Genomic DNA, 20,261 nt, shown 5'->3' with positions numbered 1-20,261 from the left:
GGTTGAGGTGACCGACCCGACGAACGGTGGGTTTACCTGTCAGATCTGACAGTAGGCGCGACGGTCGAATCCGCGCTTAATTTCTCCAGGCTGTTAAGTGCCGGTCTGGAGTGTCATGCATGTCCTCTTTCGATGGAAATGATATCGGTATCTTGGCGAGACCTCTTAGTATTGAAGGGGTTGGCGCTGACAATGTATTTCCGCCGGAGGCTTCCATCCAAGGGGCCAAGTTGTTAATTCCGGAATGGGCGGCACCTTCTCAACAACCCGGCAATAGTGATCTGCTGGAGGTCTGGGTCGTTACACCCGGGTCGCCAATTGAAGTGTTGATTTATAGTAATTATTTTCCTGTTCCAGTGGTGTTTCCTGCATTTGTCTTGTTGGACGCTCAATACCTTCAACAAGAGGGGGATGTCGTTCTCAAGTATCGTGTGACGCAGGGAGACACTGGAAATGAAGATACGTCGTCTCCCCAGACCTTTCATGTAATGAGACCCACGCCGGTGAACTTGGCTGAACCAGGTTTTCCCAGCGCCACACTGTGGGGGTATCTCAATTGTTCTTCGCAACCCAAGTTATGGGAGCGTGTGCTCATACATGTGCCAGCTCAACCTGGGCGGTTCGCCAAGGATGACGAATGCGCGTTGAGCTGGGAGGGTTATGCCAGTCTTAATGGGATCGGTCCAATTGCCGGAACAGCAGTGCGAGTGACGAAGTTTCTGACTCAAGAAGAGGCCTCGTCTGTCCAGGGATTCGATCTGGTCTTGGAAAGTGACAAGTACGAACAGCACATAAAGCCCATGGAAAGAAATGCTTCAGCCTTGGCCAGTTATACCTTGTATCGAAATGGCAGCGCATTGGGAAAGTCACCGCCCGCCTTGGTGAAGATTGATCGAATCGTTCCGGGGCAGGCGCTTCCCTGCGGTCCGGGCGCTACGGGGCTGGATGCAACGAATAGTAGCAAGCCTGCCTTTGCAGATGTGGGTAATTCAATAAACAACTTGTCGATGGAGTTTGTGAGAATGAACATGCAAGTAAAATCGGGTGGAATATTGGCTGAACCGCCATCTATTGTCGGTCAGCTGCCGGACAACCGGCTTACTTATCAGCAGCTCGTGGTGGATAAGTCCATTGTAGTGCAGCTGGCACGTATTGAAGAGGCGACGGGTGATGGGGGGGTGGAAGTAGAGCTTTATTTATTTCCGAAAGGTGAATCGCTCATTCCGAGGGACCCTACTTTTCTCGTAGCGACAAAACTTCGAACGGATCAGCCCAATGACACCTGGACATTCCCGATCAGCTTTCCAGTGTCCACGGATGGCAAATTGGTGGACGAATTTGAAAGCACCGGGGCATATAAGGCATACGAGTTGGCCTTCGTTATTTATGACGTATTTGGCAATGAGGACACTTCGGGTCCCTTTACTGAAGCGCTGGCGGATCTGACAGCGCCTTATCAACGGCAGCCAGGCCCCAGTGGAGCCAAGGCGCGGCCATTGACATTGACATTGGGAGCTGCGTTTCCAGCCACGATCGATGATGCCTGGCTGGTCGATCCCGCCAATGCGGGTGGCTTACAGTTGACCATCCCTCACGCCTATACAAAATTCGAGGCGGATAACGACAAGGTCAATTTCTACATTTCGACCCAGACCACCTTTAGTCTGATGCAGGCGGAAACACCCGCGTACAGCGGGCCGGTGCCGGCTAATGGAATTATCAGCATCCCTTTGGGTTTTCTCGAGGCCCTGAATGAGGGGATGCATTATTATTCCTATAATCTTACTGACCTGCCGGGCAATATTAGTAACAACGCAGCCATTACCTTGATGTTCAACAGAGTCAAGACGCCGAAACCGATACTGGCTGTTCCCAGGATTCCTATTACCAACGGTGGTGCCGTACCCATTACTTTCAATATGGTAGCTACCACGCCTAGCACGGTGATCATGGAAATCGATCACCCGCTTCATTCAATTCCCGGGGATCGGATCATTCCCTATCTCTTTTCAACTGAAGACGGGCCGATCGCCTTGCCGGAACAGTCAATACCTCCAGTCGGCACGCCTGGGCCGTTAAAATTCGAACTCGATTACCCAACTTTGGCCACCCTGTTTGGAGACCCGAACAAGGATAGCGAAACCGAGCTGGAATATTATTATGAGTTGGAGCGGTCGACGATCACACCCAACCCGGTATCGACACCTCAGCAGTTCGCCGTTATCGATTTCGCTTATGCCGGACCGGAACAGCCTAACCTGCCGGACCCGGAAAACCCCAACATCGATCCGGTAGTTGTACAGGGCGGCGGCAACCCTCTGCCAGCGCCTAATACACTTGGGCCTGCCCAGGCAGGCTTGGATGCGGAAATGGAATGGCCTGTCTGGGTGGACGCGAGCCGACCTGTCACGGGACGTGAAATCGTCAAGTTCTTCTATCAGGGCAAACAAGTGGGTAATCCCGTGCCGGTGCGGGTAGGCGATACGACCGTTCGCACACCGTTGCCGTGGGAAACGATTCTGGCCGAGGGTAATGGTACCGCGGCGGGCGGAGACGCCAGGGAAGCCTATATCACCATCGAATACCCTGGTAGCGACAACGGGATGATACAGACGCCGACCACGAAGGTGGATGTGACCGCCATCATCATTAACCTGCCGGTGCCTCAGGTCATCATCTCCGCCTTCCGGGGACCAACAGGGAACCTGGTGCCGGAGCGAATCGCTACCAGCATCAACTGCCCGAGCCTCGACCACCCTGTTGCGCCGGACGGTCCGAAGCCGCCCTATCAGCCCCGTCAATTGCGAATCCGGATCCGGCGGGATACCAATATCCCCACCGGTGCGACGGTGAACCTGGAATTTGAAGGACGAGTGACCAACCAAGCGGGGGGCGCGGCTATACCCGGTACCCTCATCACCATGACGGGGTCGATGCCCGCCACGGGTGATCTGGAGTTCAGACTGACCGATTACGACAAAATCAGGGCCATTCAACTGCCGAGCACGGTGGCCGGACAACGACCCCCTACTCGATATGCTCGTATCGCTTATACCGCAGGTGGTATTCCAGCGGAGGTCATCGTCCCCGTGGCGCTGCTGAACTCCAGCCTGGTGTATTGCGAAGAGGAGCGCCCATAACCTTGACGGTCGCTTTAACCAGGAACAGCTAAAGACGACGGGCAATGCCGTCTTTAGCTGTTGAAGTAAAATTTCAATTGTCCAGAAGTTGCAGATCCCACAGTAAAACGGAAAAAGCCGCACGCATTTACAGATTTATCCTACATCGGCTCGAACGGGTGGGCCGTAGGCTAGCGACCGCTTTTTATCTCGGCTCGCGCATATAACGAGTCGATCTTTCGTTCTCGCGAGAACGTAATCGAGTAGGACTCATTTATGTCGCCCAGGTCTGTTTTTTCCTATCGCAAAACAACGCTCAGCCTTTCGGTGATGTTATTTATCCCGTTGGTGATCAATCCATCCCAGGTACAGGCCGGCACGGTTCCCGCTGGACAAAACCAACCGATCGATCGCAACAGCCCAGTGGAAACATGGACCCTCGAGACCGGGGCTACCTTGACGGGCGTGGGCGCCACCACGGAAGGAATCGTCAGTAGCGCAGGTGGCACAGTCAACTTGACCAACTCGACGGTCAACGCCACCGGAACAGGTCCGTTCGTTAACGGCATCAGGCTCGTCAACGCCAACGCTGCGCTGGACAACTCTACCGTCACCAGTACCGATGGGATTGGCATCCAGGCTGCACGAGACTTGAACACAGTTGGCGGTTCGAAGGTGACAGTGAGTAATAACAGTACGGTGCGAGGTCTGACGGGGGGGATAGCCGGTAACCGCTTCAGCAATCTGACCGTGCACAACTCCACGGTGGAGGGCACGGGGGCCAACAGTTTCGGGATACGTCTTCTGGAAGGTACGTTATCCGCCAGTGGCAGCACGATTACCGGTGGCCTGAATGGATTGATCGTAGGCACCGATACAGCGCAAACCGGGGTCACCCCTTCGTCTATTGTGCTGGACAGTACTCGGGTAGAGGGCAAGACCGGTTCGGCGATTGTCGTGGGATTCAATAACTCGACTTTTCCAACCGTGGCAAACATCGAGGTGCGCAACGGTTCAACCTTGATAGGGGGGAACGGTACAGTGGTCGAAGTGCGCGATGGAGCGTCGGCCGTGCTTCTTGTCGATAACAGCGCGCTGACAGGCAATATCGTGGTCGATGCAGGCGGCACGGGCAACGTGACCCTGCAGAATGCTGCCTCATTGACCGGTGATATGCAGAATGTCACCAGTGCGACCCTCAACAACCAGGCGAGCATGACCGGCAATGTACTGGGCGCTTCAAGCGTCGTGATCAACAACGCTTCCACGCTGACGGGCAATTTGCAGGGCGTCGCCACGGTTTCCATCAACAACCGGAGCGTGATGGTCGGCGATGTCTCTGGCGCGGCCAACAGCGCTTCGAGCCTGGCGTTGGACAACGGTGCCAGCCTGACGGGCAAAGTCACCAATGTCACCAACTTTGCCATCAGCAACCAGGCGCTGTGGCAGATGACCGAGAGCCAGTCGGTGAGTAACCTCACGCTCGCCGGCGGGGGGACGGTTCGGTTGGGGAGCAACCAGCAATACTTCCAGCTGGACGTTGCCAACCTGGCGGGCAATGGCCGATTCGAGCTGGGTACGGATTTCAGGCAGGGCATCAGCGATCTTTTGAACATCACCGGCAGTGCGTCCGGCAATCATCAGCTGCTGGTAGCCAGTACCGGGCTTGATCCTGTCAGCGACGCGTCGATCAAGGTGGTACAGAGTGTCGCTTCAGGTGCTCAATACGATCTGGTCAACGACCGGGTGGATGTCGGGGCATACACTTACCGCCTGGTCAAGCAAGGTGATGATTGGTACTTGCAACCCGACAAGGACGTCATAAGCAATCCGACCCGTTCAGTCATGGCGATCTTCGGCACCGCGCCGACGGTGATCTATGGGGAAATGGCGCTGTTGAATACCCGCATGGGTGATCTGCGCGTCAATGGAGGTCAGACGGGTGGTTGGATGCGTTCGTTCGGCGGTCGATACAGCGTCACCAACAAAGCTTATGGCAATGGTTATAGCCAGAATCAGCATGGGATTTCCCTGGGTGTGGATACCCCGGTGCAAATCGCAGGCGAACGAGTTTTGCTGGGTGTGTTCGCCGGGTATAGCAAGTCGAACCTGGACTTGAGCCGCGGTAGCTCCGGTGAGATTGACAGTACTTCTCTCGGTATGTACGGCACGTGGCTGGGAGACAGCGGTTATTACCTGGATACCGTGGCCAAGCTCAACCATTTCCACAATGATGCCAAGGTCACGATGAGTGACGGCGCCAGGACCAAGGGCGGTTACAACAACCTGGGGGCCAGTGCATCCGTCGAGTTTGGTAAGCATATCGACTTCAAGGACGGCTATTACATCGAGCCGTTTACCCAGTGGCAGGTGGCTACAATACAGGGCAAGGACTTCAGCCTCGATAACGGTCTAAAGGCTGATGCCGACACCACTCGTTCAATGCTCGGCAAGGTGGGTGTGAACATGGGACGCGGTATGAAGCTGGATAATGGCAGCGTACTTCAACCGCATATTCGTACCGCCGTTGTCCAGGAGTTTGCCAAGCACAACGAGGTGCGAGTCAACGATAATAAATTCAACAACGACCTGTCCGGTACCCGGTTCGAAGTTGCGGCGGGCGCCTCTTGGACATTGAATGATCGCTGGCAGGTCCATGGCGAGTTCGATACCAGCAAAGGTGACAACCTCACCAAGGATTATGGTTTCAATTTCGGGGCCCATTACAAGTTCTAATAAAAAAGGGGAAGCCTAGGCTTCCCCTTTTTTATGGTTCTGGTTAAACCGCCTTGAGCACCTGGAACTGGCCTTTGAGGATAAAGGTCTGTTCTTCGGAATCGGGTATCTCGACATCGATATTGAAGCTGCCTTTTACATTTCCCTCGGAGGCAGGCACCAATTCGATGGTTCCCTTTACCCCTTCATAGACGATTTTTTCTTCATCCTTGAAGCTGAAACTCACATCGTCCCGGGTTTTCAAATCATGGACACCGAGTTCATAGTTCGCGGGGATGCAAATGGTGAGTTCACGAGTGGAGGTCGTGGATGCTCTTGTCATTTTCTCCTCGCGGTCCACTGCCGTAATAACTACAGTTTCAGCTCGTGCAGGACCCGCAACGTTCTTTTCGATCAATCGTGAGGTGGCAGCGAATTCTGGAAAGTCTTTACCCTGGGTTGAAAAAGCTGACGCGGTGACATAGTTACCGTGCGCGAAACTCAGTTGGTTGATGACAGCATTCATGGGGCCGATCTCCGTTGGAAGAAGTAGGTATCCAAAGGTCATAGTGCCTTACGACAGGATGAACTATATAAGGCTGGTTTTTTCATGCCTTGTAAACTGTCATGTTTAACAGTTTACAAGGCATGAAAAGTATGAATTTTGACTGTTGCGATGACGGAGAGGAAAAACCGTTGGCAACCGGATATCAAGATCAGGATAAGCGCCCAGGAAGCGGTTGTTGTGAAATTATGTAAGGGTTTTGCTCAGCGGCGGATGAGGGCGTATATCCTTCGCGGCTTGAGATTCCCAGTGCCTCGTACCTTTGGATACACCCATGCCCAACATCCTCCTCGTCGAAGACGACGCCGCCCTCTGTGAACTGATCGCCAGCTACCTGGAGCGCAACGGCTATCACGTCAGCGTGCTCAACCGTGGCGACCACGTCCGTGAACGTGCGCGGGCCAATCCTCCGGACCTGGTGATTCTCGACCTGATGCTGCCGGGGCTGGACGGCTTGCAGGTCTGCCGCTTGTTGCGGGCTGATTCGGCGACCTTGCCGATTCTGATGCTCACCGCCCGGGACGACAGCCACGACCAGGTGCTGGGCCTGGAGATGGGCGCCGACGATTACGTCACCAAGCCTTGCGAACCCCGAGTGCTGTTGGCGCGGGTGCGCACGTTGTTGCGGCGCAGCAGCCTGACCGAGCCGCAGACGGTGAACGATCGCATCGTCATGGGCAACCTGTGCATCGACCTGTCCGAGCGCACCGTGACCTGGCGCGGGCAGCCGGTGGAATTGTCCAGTGGCGAATACAATCTGCTGGTGGTGCTGGCCCGTCATTCCGGAGAAGTGCTGAGCCGCGACCAGATCCTGCAACGCCTGCGCGGTATCGAGTTCAACGGCACCGATCGCTCGGTGGACGTGGCCATTTCCAAGCTGCGGCGCAAGTTCGACGACAACGCCGGCGAGGCGCGCAAGATCAAGACCGTGTGGGGCAAGGGCTACTTGTTCAGCCGTTCCGAGTGGGAATGCTGACTGATGTGGAAGCTGCTGATTCGCCTCTACCTGGTCACCATCGTGTCCTACAGCGCGGCGATCTATTTGATGCCGGAACTGGTGATCCGCCTGTTCCATGAGCGTTTCCAGGCTTACAACCTCGATTATTCCCGTGGGCTGCAAACCCTGATCGTCAAGCAATTCCGCGCCGTACCCAGCGAGCAATGGGCGGCACTGGCAGCGCAGATGGACAAGGAATTCGAGCCGTTGCGCATCGAACTGGCGGCCACCGAGGACAAGGGTTTCACCGACACCGAGCAGACGCGCCTCAGGCGTGGCGAGAACGTGGTGCGCATCGGCGATTGGGGCTGGCGCACCCTGGCCGCTGCGCCGTTGGACGAACGCACGGCGGTGAAGATGATCGTGCCGCCGGATCCGGCAGACGTCAGCTGGCTGTACTGGAGCATCAATGTGCTGATCGGCGCGACGATGCTGGCGTGCCTGTTGCTCTGGCTACGGCCGCACTGGCGCGATCTGGAGCGCCTCAAGCGCACGGCCGAGCGTTTCGGCAAGGGGCATTTGAGTGAGCGTACGCAGATCGCCCCGAGTTCCAACATCGGCAGCCTGGCCCATGTGTTCGACACCATGGCAGGGGACATCGAAAACTTGCTCAACCAGCAGCGGGACTTGCTCAACGCCGTGTCACATGAACTGCGCACGCCGCTGACCCGGCTCGATTTTGGCCTCGCCCTGGCGTTGTCGGAGGAAATGCCGGCGGCCAGTCGCGAGCGCCTGCAGGGGTTGGTGGCGCACATCCGTGAGCTGGACGAATTGGTGTTGGAGTTGCTGTCCTACAGTCGCCTGCAAAATCCCGAACGTTTGCCGGAGCGGGTCGAAGTGCCGCTGGATGAGTTCATCGACAGCATCCTTGGCAGCCTCGACGAAGACCTGGCCGCGCCGGAGGTGGTGATCGACGTGCTGCTGCACGGGGCGCTGGAGCGTTTTGTGCTGGACCCGCGCCTGACCGCCCGCGCTTTGCAGAACCTGCTCCGCAATGCCATGCGCTATTGCGAGAAACGCATCCAGGTCGGCGTGCTGGTCAGCGAGCAAGGCTGTGAAATCTGGGTCGACGACGACGGCATCGGCATCCCCGACAGCGAGCGCGAGCGTGTCTTCGAACCGTTCTACCGCCTGGACCGCAGCCGCGACCGCGCCACCGGCGGCTTCGGCCTCGGCCTGGCGATCAGCCGCCGCGCCCTGCAAGCCCAGGGCGGCACGCTGACCGTCGAAGCCTCGCCACTGGGCGGGGCACGTTTCCGGCTGTGGCTCCCCACACCGTCTTGAAACGTGCTCGATATATCGCCCGACCCACCTGTAGGAGCTGACGAGTGCAACGAGGCTGCGATCTTGTCCCGGACAGTTGAGTCGTAAGCGAAAGATCAAGATCAAGATCAAAAGATCGCAGCCTTCGGCAGCTCCTACAGAGGAGTGACCATTACCCAAACAACCCCGCCGCAATATTGATCGAAAACCCCAATATCGCCGTGTTGAACACAAACCCGATCAACGACTGCGCCAGCACAATCTTGCGCAACTGCCGCGTGGCAACGCCGACGTCCGAGGTCTGCACCGCCACGCCGATGGTGAACGAGAAATACAGGAAGTCCCAATAATTGGGTGTGGTCAGCCCCTCGGCAAAACGCAGGGCCGGTTCCTTGCCGTTCCAGGTGTAATACAACCTTGCGTAGTGCACGCTGAAGATCACCCCGATCAGCAGCCATGAGCCGATAACGGTCAACGCGGTGACGCCGTAGTGCAGAAGTTTGCCAGCGGTTGCCAGGTCGCGGCTGCCGGCGAGTTCAAAGGTGATGGTGGCCAGGCTGGCCAGCGCCGCGATGCAGACCATCAGCAAAACCAATCCGGCGTTTTCGTCCTCCATTTCGGCGATGCGCTTCACGTCCGGCGCCTTGGCCCGCACCGTCAGCCAGAACATCAGCACCAGGTAGGTCCAGACCCCGGCGTTCCAGCCGATCAGGATCTTGCTGATGATCGAGTCCGTCGGAATCAACAGGCCCGCTGTCAGGCCGATGACCGTGGCCAGGGAGAGTCGCGGATGGGTGCGGGTGAGGCGGGGCATGGGGGCTCACTGTGGCGTGGAGATGCTCGGAGTATGAATCATCCGCTGGTTATGTCATCGGATTGAATCAGCCGTACGCCGGCCTCCTGCATGCGCCGCATGGCCGCGTCCATCGAACCGTCGATATCGATGCCCCGGCAAGCGTCGAGCACGACGATTGCGTTGAAACCGGCCATTCGTGCGTCAAGGGCCGAATACATCACGCAGAAATCCAGGGCCAGCCCGACCATGTACACCGTGTCGATGCCGCGCTCCTTGAAATAGCCGGTCAGGCCAGTCGGGGTCTGGCGGTCGGCTTCCATGAAGGCCGAGTAGCTGTCGATGGCCGGGTTGCAGCCCTTGCGGATGATCAACTGGGCATGAGGCAAGTCAAGGTCGGGGTGCAGGGCGGCGCCCTGAGTATCCTGGACGCAGTGTTCGGGCCAGAGCTTTTGTTCGCCGTAGGGCAACTGGATAAGGTCGAAGGGGTGTTTGCCTTCGTGGCTGGAGGCGAACGAGGCATGCCCGGCGGGGTGCCAGTCCTGGGCGCAGACAACGTTCAGGAACGAGCGGCCGAGTCGGTTGACCAGCGGCACGATTTCGTCGCCGCCCGGCACCGCCAGTTGGCCGCCAGGGATGAAGTCGTTCTGGATGTCGATCACGACTAAAGCGGTGGTTGTGGCTTTGGTATCCATAGGGGTCATGCCGGCTGCTCCTGGTAATGATCTGTGGAGATTAGCCGAACCTGCGCGGGCTCAGGTTCTTCTTTGTCGAGGGCACCGCATCGCGAGCAAGCTCCCACATGGGCTCGGAGCCGAACCTAAGATTTTCATACGTCCTCAGCCTCCTGTGGGAGCGAGCTTGCTCGCGATAGCGCCCTGTCAGTCGCCTGCCCAGTGTCTTTCGTCGCAAATTTCCCAAGGATGATGGCTTTTTGATGTATGGCCCGTGCACTCTCGTACCGATTGTGTACAATCGCCGCCTTTCAACCGGGCATGGAAGCAGTTCGGCCTTCTGGTCACGAGAAAAATCCATGCTAATCGGCAGCTATTCACCCGCGCTCGTTTCGATTTCTCTGTTTGTTGCGATGCTAGCGTCCTACACCGCCCTGGACCTGACCGGGCGTATCGCCACGGCCCAGGGCCGCGCCAAGCATTTCTGGACGGCCGGTGGCGCGCTGGCGATGGGAGTGGGCATCTGGTCCATGCATTTCATCGGCATGCTCGCGTTCACGCTGCCGGTGGAGCTTGGCTACGATGTGGCGATCACCGCGCTGTCGCTGTTGATCGCGATTCTTTCCAGCGGCTTTGCCTTGTGGCTGGTCAGCCAACGGCAATTGCGGGCCTGGCAACTGGCGTTCGGCGCATTGGTGATGGGCACCGGCATCAGTGCCATGCACTACACCGGCATGGCTGCGTTGCGGATGCAGCCGGGCATCGATTATGACCCGACGCTGTTCGGCGCTTCGTTGCTGATTGCTGTCGTCGCGTGTGCGGCGGCGCTGTGGATTGCTTTTCGCCTGCGTCAGAACACGCCCCATGTTCGCCTGGCTCGCGCCGGCGCCGCCGTGGTGATGGGCGTTGCCATCGTTGGCATGCATTACACCGGCATGGCTGCGGCGCAGTTCAGCGAGGGCAGCTTCTGTGGTTCCCTCGATGGCTTGAGCGGCAAGGGCCTGGACAACCTGGTGCTGATCACCACCCTGGCGGTGCTGGCGATTGCCTTGTTGACTTCCATTCTTGACGCACGCCTGGAAGCTCGTACCGCCGAGCTGGCCCGGTCGTTGACCCAGGCCAATCGCGAACTGACCCAGCTGGCCTTGCACGACCCCCTGACTGGACTGCCCAACCGCGTATTACTGGCGGATCGTATCGGCCAGGCCATGCACCGTGTGCAAGGGCAGGGCGGTTGTTTCGCCTTGATGTTCATCGACCTGGATGGCTTCAAACCGGTCAACGACGCCTTTGGGCACCACATGGGCGACCTGCTGCTGCGGGACGTGGCCCTGCGCCTGCGCGAAGATCTGCGCAACCAGGACACCCTGGCGCGTATTGGCGGTGATGAGTTCGTGCTGCTGGTGCAATTGGCCGATCCGGATGACGCCTTGCGCCTGGCCGCACGTCAGGTCGGGCTGATCGGCCGTACCTTCCGGGTCGCCGACCATGACTTGCAGATTTCCGCCAGCGTCGGCATTTCGCTGTACCCGGGTAACGGCCAGAGCGCCGACGAGTTGCTGATGAACGCCGACGCGGCGATGTACCACGCCAAGGGCGCCGGCAAGAACGGCTACAGCTTTTTTGATGCCTCGATGAACAGCAACGCCCGTAAGCAATTGCAACTGCTGCAAGACCTGCGCATCGCCGTCGAACAGCGCCAGTTCAGCTTGCATTACCAGCCCAAGTTCGACGCCGCGAATGGCCGTCCGGTGGGCGCCGAAGCGCTGTTGCGCTGGACTCATCCGACACAGGGCCTGTTGATGCCCGACACGTTTATCGACTTGGCCGAGAAAACCGGGTTGATCATTCCGATTGGCGAATGGGTGCTCAACGAAGCCTGCCGGCAAATGCGCGAATGGTACGTGCTGGGCTACACCGATTGGCGCATCGCGGTGAATCTCTCGGCGCTGCAGTTCTGCCATACAGGTTTGGTGCAAAGCGTGGCCAAGGCGCTGGAGACGCACCATTTGCCGGCCAATAGCCTGACCCTGGAAATCACCGAGACCACCGCCATGAGCGACGCGGACGCGAGTATGACGGTGTTGCAGCAGCTGTCGGACATGGGCGTGGACTTGTCCATCGACGACTTCGGCACCGGCTATTCGAGCCTGATGTACCTCAAGCGCCTGCCGGCCAACGAGTTGAAGATTGATCGTGGCTTCGTCCGCGACCTGGAGCACGACAGCGACGACGCGGCGATTGTCTCGGCCATCGTCGCCCTCGGCCAGGCGTTGGGCCTGCGGATCGTCGCCGAAGGGGTGGAGACCGATGTACAGCAGGATTTCCTGACCCAGTTGGGCTGCGATTCACTGCAAGGGTATCTGCTGGGACATCCGGTGCCCGCCGAACATTTCCTCAAGAACATTCGCCAAGTTCCGCGAGTGGCCACGGTCTGAGGCGATGGCTCAGGGGACGATGTCGAACGCGGTGCTGCCCAGCCGCTCGCCGTTGACCAGTACATGCACCGCATGCCGGCCCTCATAGTGTCGGCGCGTGGTCAATTCGCGAATGTGCTGGGAGCGGCTCAGTTTGGCGGACGCCAGGGCGGGGAGGTTGAAGGTCTTGAGCTTGAATACCTTGGCTGAGGTGCCGCCCGAGGCTTTCACATAATCGATCGCGTAATCGATCACCAGCCGCTGGTCCTGCGCACACGTCGACTGCACCTTGAACGACAGCGTGACCTGATCCCCTAGCCGCACCGCCACCGGCATCACGTGTAGATCCGATATTTCGACCTGCGCCACACCACCCGCGCCGATGACTGCCAAGGCCCGGCGGTTGCCTTGCTTGATCAGGCTGCGCAGGGCGTGCCGGGCGATCCAGGCAGTGTGGCGCTGCTGGAGCGGCCAGCCTTCGATCCGGTCGAGTACCCAGTCGGGATGCTGCTTGGTCACGTCGTTCAGGTGGTTGGCGACCGATTTGCGCACGTACAGGCTGTCGTCGGCCTTGAGCGTTTCGAGGATCGCGGCGGCGAGTTCCGGGTTGGCCTGGATCGGCTCCAGGTGGAACGACCATGGCAAACGTGGGCGGCTGCCTTCGCTGGCGAGGCGGCGGACATGTTCGTTGCCGTCCAGCGCCCAGTCATGCATGACCGCGAGGGTGCGCGCCAGGTCGTCACGCAAGAAATGCCGTACGGCAAATTCCGCTGAGCCGAATCGGGTGAAGTATTTGAGGGCGTCCATCGACAGATCGAACGCCTGTCGACCGTAAGACGCTACGTAATGCGACAGGAACATGCCGACGAACATGCTGTTCAGCCGCGGGGCCAAGTCCCGCAGGACCGGCAGCGAAGCTTCGTAGTCCAACGGCAAGACCGCATGCAGGCATTCGCTGACCCGCGCCATGCGCTGCATCACTGACAACTCCGCCAGCCCATCGTTGGCCATGATCAGGAACGCCTTTGCATCGAAGGCCGGGTACACCGCGCACAGTTCGGTGGCGATGTGTTCGAGGCGGGCGCTGTTGAAGATTTCCTTGAGGGCTGGGGTAGAAGTGCTCATGGCAAGGTCCATAGTCCAAGACCCGCTACTATGCCATGCCAGACCCGTGGCGAGGGAGCAAGCTCGCGCTGGGCTCTGTAGGCGCTGGCGAAGCCTCGGGCCGCGTTCGGACGATCTTTTGATCTTTCGCTCGAAACTCAAGTGTCTTGAGAAAGATCGCAGCCTCGCTTCGCTCGGCAGCTCCTACGGGGCCAGTGGGAGTTATGACACGGACCTATGGAAAGGGAATGATTCGCCGCCGCCGAAGTCCCAGATTCAGTACCTTGTATAAACTGGAGTTTTTCTAATGCGCAAACCAACCCTCATCGCCAGCCTGGTCCTGATCGCCGGTCTCGGAGCCTTTGGGCCTGTCGCGCAAGCGGTCGAGAAAACCGGGGACGCCCTGGAGCATTCGCCGAGCAATGGCCGCCGGTTGGTGGAAAATGACCGGGTACCGGCGGACTACCAACGCGCGGACAGGGCCATGAAAGACTGGAAGCAGAAAAAACTCGAAGAGCCGACAAAAGAGCAGCAATGGGTGCACATCGACGATAAATACCTGCTGATCGAAACGGTGTCCGGCGCCATCGTCAAGATCGTTCCGGCCACCCGCTAATCAGAGTACTTCGCCCTTATCCCATAAATGAACCAACTCGCCAGGTGCCCGGTCCTCGGGCACCTGTAACACCATCTCGTCGTCCTGGTCGTTGGATCGGTAACGCACCTCGATCTGGAAATAACGCTGGTCGCCCCGGCCGGGCGTTGAGGAGGTAAGCGGCAGGCATCCTTCCAGCACCGAGCAGATACGTGTGCGCTGATCGAGGTCGCACTGGGCGAACTCGATTTCCCGGGGGCGGGTCAAGGCGTGGATGGCTGCCACGCCGCCCTGGCGTGACAGCTTGACGACTGCTTTGTCATCAAGGTCTGGAAGGGTTTTCATCCGTTCTCCTCGTTCAGGTCGACGCCCACTTGCGTCCAGCCGTCCTGCACCGCCTTGACTTCCCGCGCACCGAAGCGCTGGCGGGCGTGCTCGATGGTCAGGCGGGCGAACGCACTGAAGGACGCGTCGTTGGCCAGTTGCCTGTCGCACAACGTGTCATACCAGATTCGCCCGGCCTTTTCCCAGGCGAATCCGCCGAGTGCGGTTGCCACCAGATAAAAGGCCCGGTTGGGAATACCGGAGTTGATGTGCACACCGCCATTGTCTTCGCGGGTGATGACGAATTGGCGCATGTGCGCCGGCTGGGGATCCTTGCCCAGCAGCGGGTCATCGTAGGCTGTGCCGGGGTTGGACATGCTGCGCAAGCCGTCACCATTGATCTTGTCGGTGAGCAGGTCAGCGCCGATCAGCCAGTCGGCCTGTTCGACGGTCTGGCCCAATACGAATTGCTTGACCAGCACGCCGAACACATCGGAAATCGACTCGTTCAACGCGCCGGACTGGTTGGCATAGATCAAGCCGGCTTCGCTCTCGGTAACGCCGTGGGCCAGCTCATGGGCCACCACGTCCAGGGAGCGGGTGAAGCGCTGGAAGATTTCCCCATCGCCGTCACCGAACACCATCTGCGCGCCGTTCCAGAAGGCGTTTTCGTACCCCTGGCCGTAATGCACGCTGCCGACCAGGGCAAAGCCCTTGTTGTCGATGGAGTCACGCTCCAGCACTCTCCAGAAAAAATCATAGGTGGCGCCGAGGGCGTCATACGCTTCGTCCACCGCTGGGTCACCGCTGGCCGCTTGACCTTCCAGGCGCACCGGTTGGCCCGGCAGCTCCATGGTGTTTTGCGCGTCGTGCACGCTGCGCTGGGGATGGCCAGCCTTGCCAGGCTTGGGCAGTTGGGCGGCTACGGGTGGGTGGATGGGTGGGCCAGGGTTGTGGCGCAGGTTGTTCACGTGAGTCAGGGTGCCGAGGGCACTGGAACGCTGCTGCTCGGAGCCATGGGCGATGATGCGGTTGAGGATATAAGGCGGAATGAAGCCGTGGAGCGGGCGAGAGTCGATCATCAGAAAATCCTTATCTGAAATGCAGGGCCGATACCCATGTGAACCGAAGTGACCGTTGCGGTTCCCTTTGCCGCAAAAGGTTGCCTGTCGCGCAGTTTTCTGAGAAAACCCCGCGCCTGGATCACACGGGAATAACGCCATGATTGAAGAGTTGCAAATCATCGACCTGCAAGAGGGCGATGGCAAAAGCGTAGTCAAAGGCGCGCTGATCACCACCCAATACCGCGGCACCCTCGAAGACGGCACCGAATTCGATTCGTCCTACAGCCGCGGCAAGCCCTTCCAGTGCGTGATCGGCACGGGTCGTGTCATCAAGGGCTGGGACCTCGGGCTCATGGGCATGAAGGTCGGCGGCAAGCGCAAACTGTGGGTGCCGGCGCACCTGGCCTATGGCGAACGATCCATGGGCGCCCACATCAAACCCAACGCCGACCTCATCTTTGAAATCGAATTGCTGGAAGTCCTGACGCGGGACGATTGATGGCGTTTTTATTGATTACCGATCGCTGAACAGCGGGATGCGTCCATTGGCGGAGAGGCGGTAGCGCCAGGTCAACTGGTCCAGGCCCGGCTCGCGTTCCAGAATGGCATCTAACGTCGCATGGGCGATGGTCATCGCCAAGGCCTGGCCTGGGCATTCGTGGCGGCCACTGCCAAAGCTGAAGCTGCGCCGATTCGGCCGATCCAACAGGAGGGCGTCCGGTTGCGGATTGAGCTGCGGGTCTCGGTTGGCCGAGGCCAGCAGCACCAGGACCACGTCGCCCGGCTGCAAGGCAGTGCCGAGGATTTCGCAGGGGGCGGCGATGAAGCGGCGGGTGTTCTGCACAGCGGGGTCGAAACGCTGGACTTCGGCCAGTAATCGGCTGATTTGCGTGGGATTACCTCGGAGTACGTGATGGAGCGCGGGATCGCGGATCAACGCCAACAACGCGTTGCCGATCAGGCCGGCCGTGGCTTCATAGGTTTGCGACAGCAAGCCGATCAGGTTGGCGATCCGGCGGTCCGCATCGCTGTCTTCGAAGCCTTGGCAGATGCCGTTCAACAACGGATTGTCCTGCGCGACGATCCGCTCCTGGAAAAGCCTCGCCAATTGCTCGCTGGCCCGATGCGCAGCCTCCAGCTGTGGGGCTTGGCTCAGGGGCGACAGGCAGGCGACGAAATCACCTGTCAGCTCGCTGAGCAAGTGACTGTCGGTTGGATTGAAGCCCAGCAGTTGCGCCACCACGCTGACCGGGCCGATGAACTGCGCCTGATGCACGCCTTCGGCACCCTGCCTGAGCCAGCGCGCCTTGACCAACGCCTCGACCTGGTGGGGATCGATGTCTTGCAACCCCGGCGCAATCGCCGCTCTCGGGCAGCGTTGTCGTTCACCTTCGTTCATCCGCATCAGGCGGCCGAAAACTTGGCCCGCTGGCCCCTCGGCAATCGCGTGCGGCACCGGTTCGTGGGCGGGGCGCACATGGCAATCGGGGTGATGCAAGACGGCGCACACCGCTTCGGCGCTGCTGGCGATCCAGAGGTTAAGGTGTGGGTCGAAGTGCAGCCCGTCGCCGGCGCGAAGGGTCGCGTAGTAAGGGTAGGGATCGGCGTGTGTCGCGGCGGTGATCGGGTCCATGATGGGCTGCCTCGTTCGTGCGGGGAAAGTGCTGCTACTCTCTCCAATCCATGCATGGCTTGATTCGTCCGGGAGCGAAATATGAACGCAGAGCAACATGATGTGGGCGTGTCCCAGGTGGCCGCGGCCATTGCCGAGCCGGCCCGGACCCGAATGCTCTGCGCATTGATGGACGGCCGCGCCCGGACTAGCACCGAGCTGGCGAGCATCGCCGACGTCAGTGCCTCAACCGCCAGCGCCCATTTGGCGAAACTCAAGGAATTGGCCCTGGTGCGCTTGCATGTGCAGGGCCGTCATCGCTACTACAGCCTCGCCGATAAACGCGTGGCCGAAGCCCTCGAAGCATTGATGGTGATCGGCCAGAACGCCGCACCGACATTCACCTCGCGCACGCCGGATCGCCTTCAGTTTGCCCGCACTTGCTACGACCACATGGCCGGAACCCTGGCGGTGCGGCTGCATGATCGCTTGCTTGAAGCCGGGTGGCTGCTTGATGTAGAAGGGCAGGGTTATCGGCTGAGTGAATCGGGTGAGGCGCTGCTCGAAGGCTTGGGTATTGATGTGCAGGCGTTGGCGGCCCAACGTCGGCGATTCGCCTGCCCATGCCTGGACTGGAGCATGCGCCGACCGCACCTGGGCGGCGCCTTGGGCGCTGCGTTGCTGCAACTGGCGATCAAGCGCAAATGGGTGACCCAGGACCTGGACAGCCGGGCGCTGGGGTTGACGGCCAATGGTCGCCGGGAGATGGCAGGGCGGTTTGGGGTCAGTGCTGAAATCGACGTCAAACCCACTGGCGCCATCGCGAGCAAGCCCGCTCCCACAATGGACCTGCGCTGAACGGAGAACCGTTTCTCACCGAAAATTCCTGTGGGAGATGGAGGCTGAATCCGCTTTCGCGAGCAGGCTCGCTCCCACAATGGACCTGTGCTGAACGGAGAACCGTTTCTCACCGAAAATCCTTGTGGGAGCGAGCCTGCTCGCGAAGGGGCCCTCCCGTTTATCCAGCCATATGCCTGCGCCGATACTCATCCGGCGTGGTGCCCATCATTTTGCGGAACATGCTGATGAACGCCGAGGCGCTGCTGTAGCCCAGGTCCAGGCCGATGGTTTCCACGCTCTGGCCACGTTCGAGCAGGGCCAGGGCCTCGATGACTTTCAGGCGCTGGCGCCATTCCACCAGGGACATGCCCAGGTCCCGCTGGGCCCGGCGCATCAGTGTGCGCTCGGTGGTGTTGGCGGCGCGGGCCAGTTGCGGCAAGGAGCGCGGGTCGCTGGGGTTCGCCTCCAGGGCCCGCAACACAGGGCCCAACAGCGGATCATCCGAAGAAGGCAGGTAACTGCCGACGTGGGGCGCCTGTGTCAGCTTGTCCACCAGCACTTGCAACAAGCGCTGCTGTTCGGGCGTCTGTGGCTGGCTCGGCGGGTCACTGCGCAGTTCTTCCAGCAACGCGCGGATCAGCGGACTCAAGGTCAGCGCACAAGGTTCGGCCGGCAACGCGCCGCACAGCTCGGCCGCCAGGTACAACGAACAATGGCAGGCCTCATGCCGATTGAACCCCACGTGTTCCATGTCGGGCGGCAGCCAGATGCCGTACTGCGGTGGCGCCAGGTAATGATGCTGGGCGATCTCGATTTCCATCACGCCGCTGTAGGAATAGACGAACTCCCCCCAGGCGTGCCGGTGCCGGGGATAAGTGGCGTGGGCCGGCATGCAGGCGCTGCGGAAGAAGATCGGCGAGGGCAGGGCGGCGTCGAACGGAGGAATCTTGAGGTGTTGGGCTGGAGGCTGCATATCGACCGCAATGGCGGATTACCGGGATGGCTTGTCGGGTAATCACTATATCCAGCAAAGGTGTCAGGCAGACAATCCTTTCATCTCTTTTCTGCCCGAGGACTTTTCCATGACCACCCGCCGCGCCCTGGATGGCCAGGTCATTGCCCTGATGACCGGACTCTGTGCCATCTGGGGGTTCCAGCAAGTCGCGATCAAGGCCGGCGCCGTCGACATGGCGCCGATGCTGCAACTGGGCGTGCGCTCGGCCATCGCCGCGGTACTGGTCTGGCTGTTGGTGCTGGTTCGCGGTGAACGGCTGTCCCTGGCCGACGGCAGTTGGCGCCCTGGCCTGTTGGTGGGACTGTTGTTCGCCTTGGAGTTCGTGATGGTGGGCGAAGGCCTGCGCCATACGACGGCTTCGCACATGGTGATTTTCCTTTACACCGCACCGATGTTCGCCGCCCTCGGCTTGCATTGGAAACTGCCGAGCGAACGTCTCAAACCCTTGCAATGGCTGGGCATCGCGGTTGCCTTCGGTGGGATCGTCGTGGCCTTCAGTGGCGGCTCGGGCGCGGCGAACGGCAGCTCATTGCTCGGCGATGGCATGGGCTTGTTGGCTGGCGCGCTGTGGGGCGCCACCACCGTGACGGTACGCTGTTCGCGGCTGACGGACTTGCCGGCCAGCCAGACGCTGCTTTATCAATTGGTGGGTGCCGGGGTGCTGTTGATCGGCATGTCGGCAGCGCTGGGACAAACGACAATCAACCCCACGCCACAACTGATTGCCAGCATGGCGTTCCAGGTATTGCTGGTGTCCTTCGCCAGCTTCCTCATCTGGTTCTCCTTGCTACGCCGGTATCTGGCGTCGCAACTGGGGGTGCTGTCGTTCATGACGCCACTGTTCGGCATCGGTTTTGGTGTCTGGTTGTTGGATGAGCCACTGGAGCCGAATTTTATCGTTGGCGCGGCCCTGGTACTGGGCGGGATCTTGCTGGTCAGCGGTTACGGCTGGTTTCGCCAGCGTTGGGGGCGATGGCCGGTTCTACGGCGCGGGTGAAGCTGGCGCGGGCCAGTGTGGCGGGGGAGCTTGCTCCCGCTGATCCTGTAGGAGCTGTCGAGCGAAGCGAGGCTGCGATCTTGCCCCAGACACTTGAGTCTCGAGCGAAAGATCAAAAAAGATCGCAGGCTTCGCCAGCTCCTACAGAGTCGAGAGGGAGCAAGCTC

Annotated in this window: 17 protein-coding genes; 9 read left to right on the top strand and 8 right to left on the bottom strand. The window is 59.7% G+C overall.

What is annotated here, in order from left to right; translation table 11 throughout:
* Positions 1-119 precede the first annotated feature (119 nt).
* Both OC610_RS03185 and OC610_RS03180 read left to right on the top strand, forming a co-directional pair.
* Positions 120-3,140, top strand: coding sequence for a hypothetical protein (locus tag OC610_RS03185; protein WP_264426473.1), 3,021 nt, complete (start codon positions 120-122; stop codon positions 3,138-3,140).
* A 255-nt stretch (positions 3,141-3,395) separates the two neighbouring features.
* Positions 3,396-5,855, top strand: a complete 2,460-nt coding sequence (locus OC610_RS03180; RefSeq protein ID WP_264426472.1) for an autotransporter outer membrane beta-barrel domain-containing protein — start codon at positions 3,396-3,398, stop codon at positions 5,853-5,855.
* Positions 5,856-5,898: 43 nt separating this feature from the next.
* Here OC610_RS03180 and OC610_RS03175 read toward each other — a convergent pair whose 3' ends face one another.
* The gene (locus OC610_RS03175; RefSeq protein WP_264426471.1) at positions 5,899-6,360 is read right to left on the bottom strand and encodes a hypothetical protein; all 462 of its coding nucleotides are present in this window, start codon (positions 6,358-6,360) and stop codon (positions 5,899-5,901) included.
* A gap of 313 nt (positions 6,361-6,673) precedes the next feature.
* Here OC610_RS03175 and OC610_RS03170 point away from each other — a divergent pair, with 313 nt between their 5' ends.
* Positions 6,674-7,375 carry a response regulator transcription factor gene (locus OC610_RS03170; RefSeq protein WP_030141219.1) on the top strand — a complete coding sequence of 234 codons (702 nt, stop codon included), beginning with the start codon at positions 6,674-6,676 and terminating at the stop codon, positions 7,373-7,375.
* 3 nt (positions 7,376-7,378) lie between these two features.
* Positions 7,379-8,680, top strand: coding sequence for an ATP-binding protein (locus OC610_RS03165; protein ID WP_264426470.1), 1,302 nt, complete (start codon positions 7,379-7,381; stop codon positions 8,678-8,680).
* Between the two features lie 151 nt (positions 8,681-8,831).
* Here the strand turns inward: OC610_RS03165 and OC610_RS03160 are convergent, their stop codons facing one another.
* Together OC610_RS03160 and pncA are read right to left on the bottom strand one after the other, a co-directional pair.
* Entirely contained in the window at positions 8,832-9,473 is a 642-nt protein-coding gene (locus OC610_RS03160) for a DUF1345 domain-containing protein (RefSeq protein ID WP_264426469.1), read from the bottom strand.
* A gap of 38 nt (positions 9,474-9,511) precedes the next feature.
* Complete coding sequence (gene pncA / locus OC610_RS03155) at positions 9,512-10,156, bottom strand: bifunctional nicotinamidase/pyrazinamidase (protein WP_264426468.1); 645 nt, start codon at positions 10,154-10,156, stop codon at positions 9,512-9,514.
* Between the two features lie 329 nt (positions 10,157-10,485).
* Between pncA and OC610_RS03150 the strand changes: the two genes are divergently transcribed.
* Entirely contained in the window at positions 10,486-12,564 is a 2,079-nt protein-coding gene (locus tag OC610_RS03150) for a putative bifunctional diguanylate cyclase/phosphodiesterase (protein WP_264426467.1), read from the top strand.
* A 9-nt stretch (positions 12,565-12,573) separates the two neighbouring features.
* On the opposite strand, the gene OC610_RS03145 is transcribed toward OC610_RS03150, so the two are convergent.
* Positions 12,574-13,668, bottom strand: a complete 1,095-nt coding sequence (locus OC610_RS03145) for a DNA alkylation repair protein (protein WP_264426466.1) — start codon at positions 13,666-13,668, stop codon at positions 12,574-12,576.
* A 286-nt stretch (positions 13,669-13,954) separates the two neighbouring features.
* Here OC610_RS03145 and OC610_RS03140 point away from each other — a divergent pair, with 286 nt between their 5' ends.
* Positions 13,955-14,263 carry an RcnB family protein gene (locus OC610_RS03140; protein ID WP_264426465.1) on the top strand — a complete coding sequence of 103 codons (309 nt, stop codon included), beginning with the start codon at positions 13,955-13,957 and terminating at the stop codon, positions 14,261-14,263.
* Here the strand turns inward: OC610_RS03140 and OC610_RS03135 are convergent, their stop codons facing one another.
* On the bottom strand, positions 14,264-14,587 hold the full coding sequence (locus OC610_RS03135) for a protealysin inhibitor emfourin (RefSeq protein ID WP_264426464.1): 324 nt from the start codon (positions 14,585-14,587) through the stop codon (positions 14,264-14,266).
* Positions 14,584-15,648, bottom strand: coding sequence for a M4 family metallopeptidase (locus OC610_RS03130; protein WP_264426463.1), 1,065 nt, complete (start codon positions 15,646-15,648; stop codon positions 14,584-14,586). Before OC610_RS03130 ends, OC610_RS03135 begins: the two co-directional genes overlap by 4 nt.
* Positions 15,649-15,787: 139 nt before the next feature.
* On the opposite strand from OC610_RS03130, the gene OC610_RS03125 reads away from it, so the two are divergent.
* The gene (locus OC610_RS03125) at positions 15,788-16,129 is read left to right on the top strand and encodes an FKBP-type peptidyl-prolyl cis-trans isomerase (RefSeq protein ID WP_264426462.1); all 342 of its coding nucleotides are present in this window, start codon (positions 15,788-15,790) and stop codon (positions 16,127-16,129) included.
* A 15-nt stretch (positions 16,130-16,144) separates the two neighbouring features.
* On the opposite strand, the gene OC610_RS03120 is transcribed toward OC610_RS03125, so the two are convergent.
* Positions 16,145-17,263: a cytochrome P450 gene (locus OC610_RS03120; protein ID WP_264426461.1), complete on the bottom strand. Its 1,119-nt coding sequence runs from the start codon at positions 17,261-17,263 to the stop codon at positions 16,145-16,147.
* Between the two features lie 81 nt (positions 17,264-17,344).
* Here OC610_RS03120 and OC610_RS03115 point away from each other — a divergent pair, with 81 nt between their 5' ends.
* Positions 17,345-18,100: an ArsR/SmtB family transcription factor gene (locus tag OC610_RS03115; protein ID WP_264426460.1), complete on the top strand. Its 756-nt coding sequence runs from the start codon at positions 17,345-17,347 to the stop codon at positions 18,098-18,100.
* 160 nt (positions 18,101-18,260) lie between these two features.
* On the opposite strand, the gene OC610_RS03110 is transcribed toward OC610_RS03115, so the two are convergent.
* Positions 18,261-19,055, bottom strand: coding sequence for an AraC family transcriptional regulator (locus tag OC610_RS03110; RefSeq protein WP_264426459.1), 795 nt, complete (start codon positions 19,053-19,055; stop codon positions 18,261-18,263).
* A 109-nt stretch (positions 19,056-19,164) separates the two neighbouring features.
* On the opposite strand from OC610_RS03110, the gene OC610_RS03105 reads away from it, so the two are divergent.
* Positions 19,165-20,094, top strand: a complete 930-nt coding sequence (locus OC610_RS03105) for a DMT family transporter (protein ID WP_264426458.1) — start codon at positions 19,165-19,167, stop codon at positions 20,092-20,094.
* The last annotated feature ends 167 nt before the right edge of the window (positions 20,095-20,261 follow it).

Source organism: Pseudomonas agronomica (assembly GCF_025917275.1).
Classification (GTDB): domain Bacteria; phylum Pseudomonadota; class Gammaproteobacteria; order Pseudomonadales; family Pseudomonadaceae; genus Aquipseudomonas; species Aquipseudomonas agronomica.
The sequence above is the reverse complement of the archived record's forward strand: the minus strand, read 5'-3'. Positions and strand labels throughout refer to the sequence as shown.

Excerpts from the sequence above, each read along its gene's own strand:
- OC610_RS03110 (WP_264426459.1), bottom strand. The coding sequence starts at position 19,055 with ATGCAGCCTCCAGCCCAACACCTCAAGATTCCTCCGTTCGACGCCGCC.
- OC610_RS03125 (WP_264426462.1), top strand. The coding sequence starts at position 15,788 with ATGATTGAAGAGTTGCAAATCATCGACCTGCAAGAGGGCGATGGCAAA.
- OC610_RS03135 (WP_264426464.1), bottom strand. The coding sequence starts at position 14,587 with ATGAAAACCCTTCCAGACCTTGATGACAAAGCAGTCGTCAAGCTGTCA.
- OC610_RS03180 (WP_264426472.1), top strand. The coding sequence starts at position 3,396 with ATGTCGCCCAGGTCTGTTTTTTCCTATCGCAAAACAACGCTCAGCCTT.
- OC610_RS03145 (WP_264426466.1), bottom strand. The coding sequence starts at position 13,668 with ATGAGCACTTCTACCCCAGCCCTCAAGGAAATCTTCAACAGCGCCCGC.
- OC610_RS03140 (WP_264426465.1), top strand. The coding sequence starts at position 13,955 with ATGCGCAAACCAACCCTCATCGCCAGCCTGGTCCTGATCGCCGGTCTC.
- OC610_RS03105 (WP_264426458.1), top strand. The coding sequence starts at position 19,165 with ATGACCACCCGCCGCGCCCTGGATGGCCAGGTCATTGCCCTGATGACC.
- OC610_RS03130 (WP_264426463.1), bottom strand. The coding sequence starts at position 15,648 with ATGATCGACTCTCGCCCGCTCCACGGCTTCATTCCGCCTTATATCCTC.
- OC610_RS03150 (WP_264426467.1), top strand. The coding sequence starts at position 10,486 with ATGCTAATCGGCAGCTATTCACCCGCGCTCGTTTCGATTTCTCTGTTT.
- pncA (WP_264426468.1), bottom strand. The coding sequence starts at position 10,156 with ATGACCCCTATGGATACCAAAGCCACAACCACCGCTTTAGTCGTGATC.
- OC610_RS03160 (WP_264426469.1), bottom strand. The coding sequence starts at position 9,473 with ATGCCCCGCCTCACCCGCACCCATCCGCGACTCTCCCTGGCCACGGTC.
- OC610_RS03165 (WP_264426470.1), top strand. The coding sequence starts at position 7,379 with ATGTGGAAGCTGCTGATTCGCCTCTACCTGGTCACCATCGTGTCCTAC.
- OC610_RS03115 (WP_264426460.1), top strand. The coding sequence starts at position 17,345 with ATGAACGCAGAGCAACATGATGTGGGCGTGTCCCAGGTGGCCGCGGCC.
- OC610_RS03120 (WP_264426461.1), bottom strand. The coding sequence starts at position 17,263 with ATGGACCCGATCACCGCCGCGACACACGCCGATCCCTACCCTTACTAC.
- OC610_RS03170 (WP_030141219.1), top strand. The coding sequence starts at position 6,674 with ATGCCCAACATCCTCCTCGTCGAAGACGACGCCGCCCTCTGTGAACTG.
- OC610_RS03185 (WP_264426473.1), top strand. The coding sequence starts at position 120 with ATGTCCTCTTTCGATGGAAATGATATCGGTATCTTGGCGAGACCTCTT.
- OC610_RS03175 (WP_264426471.1), bottom strand. The coding sequence starts at position 6,360 with ATGAATGCTGTCATCAACCAACTGAGTTTCGCGCACGGTAACTATGTC.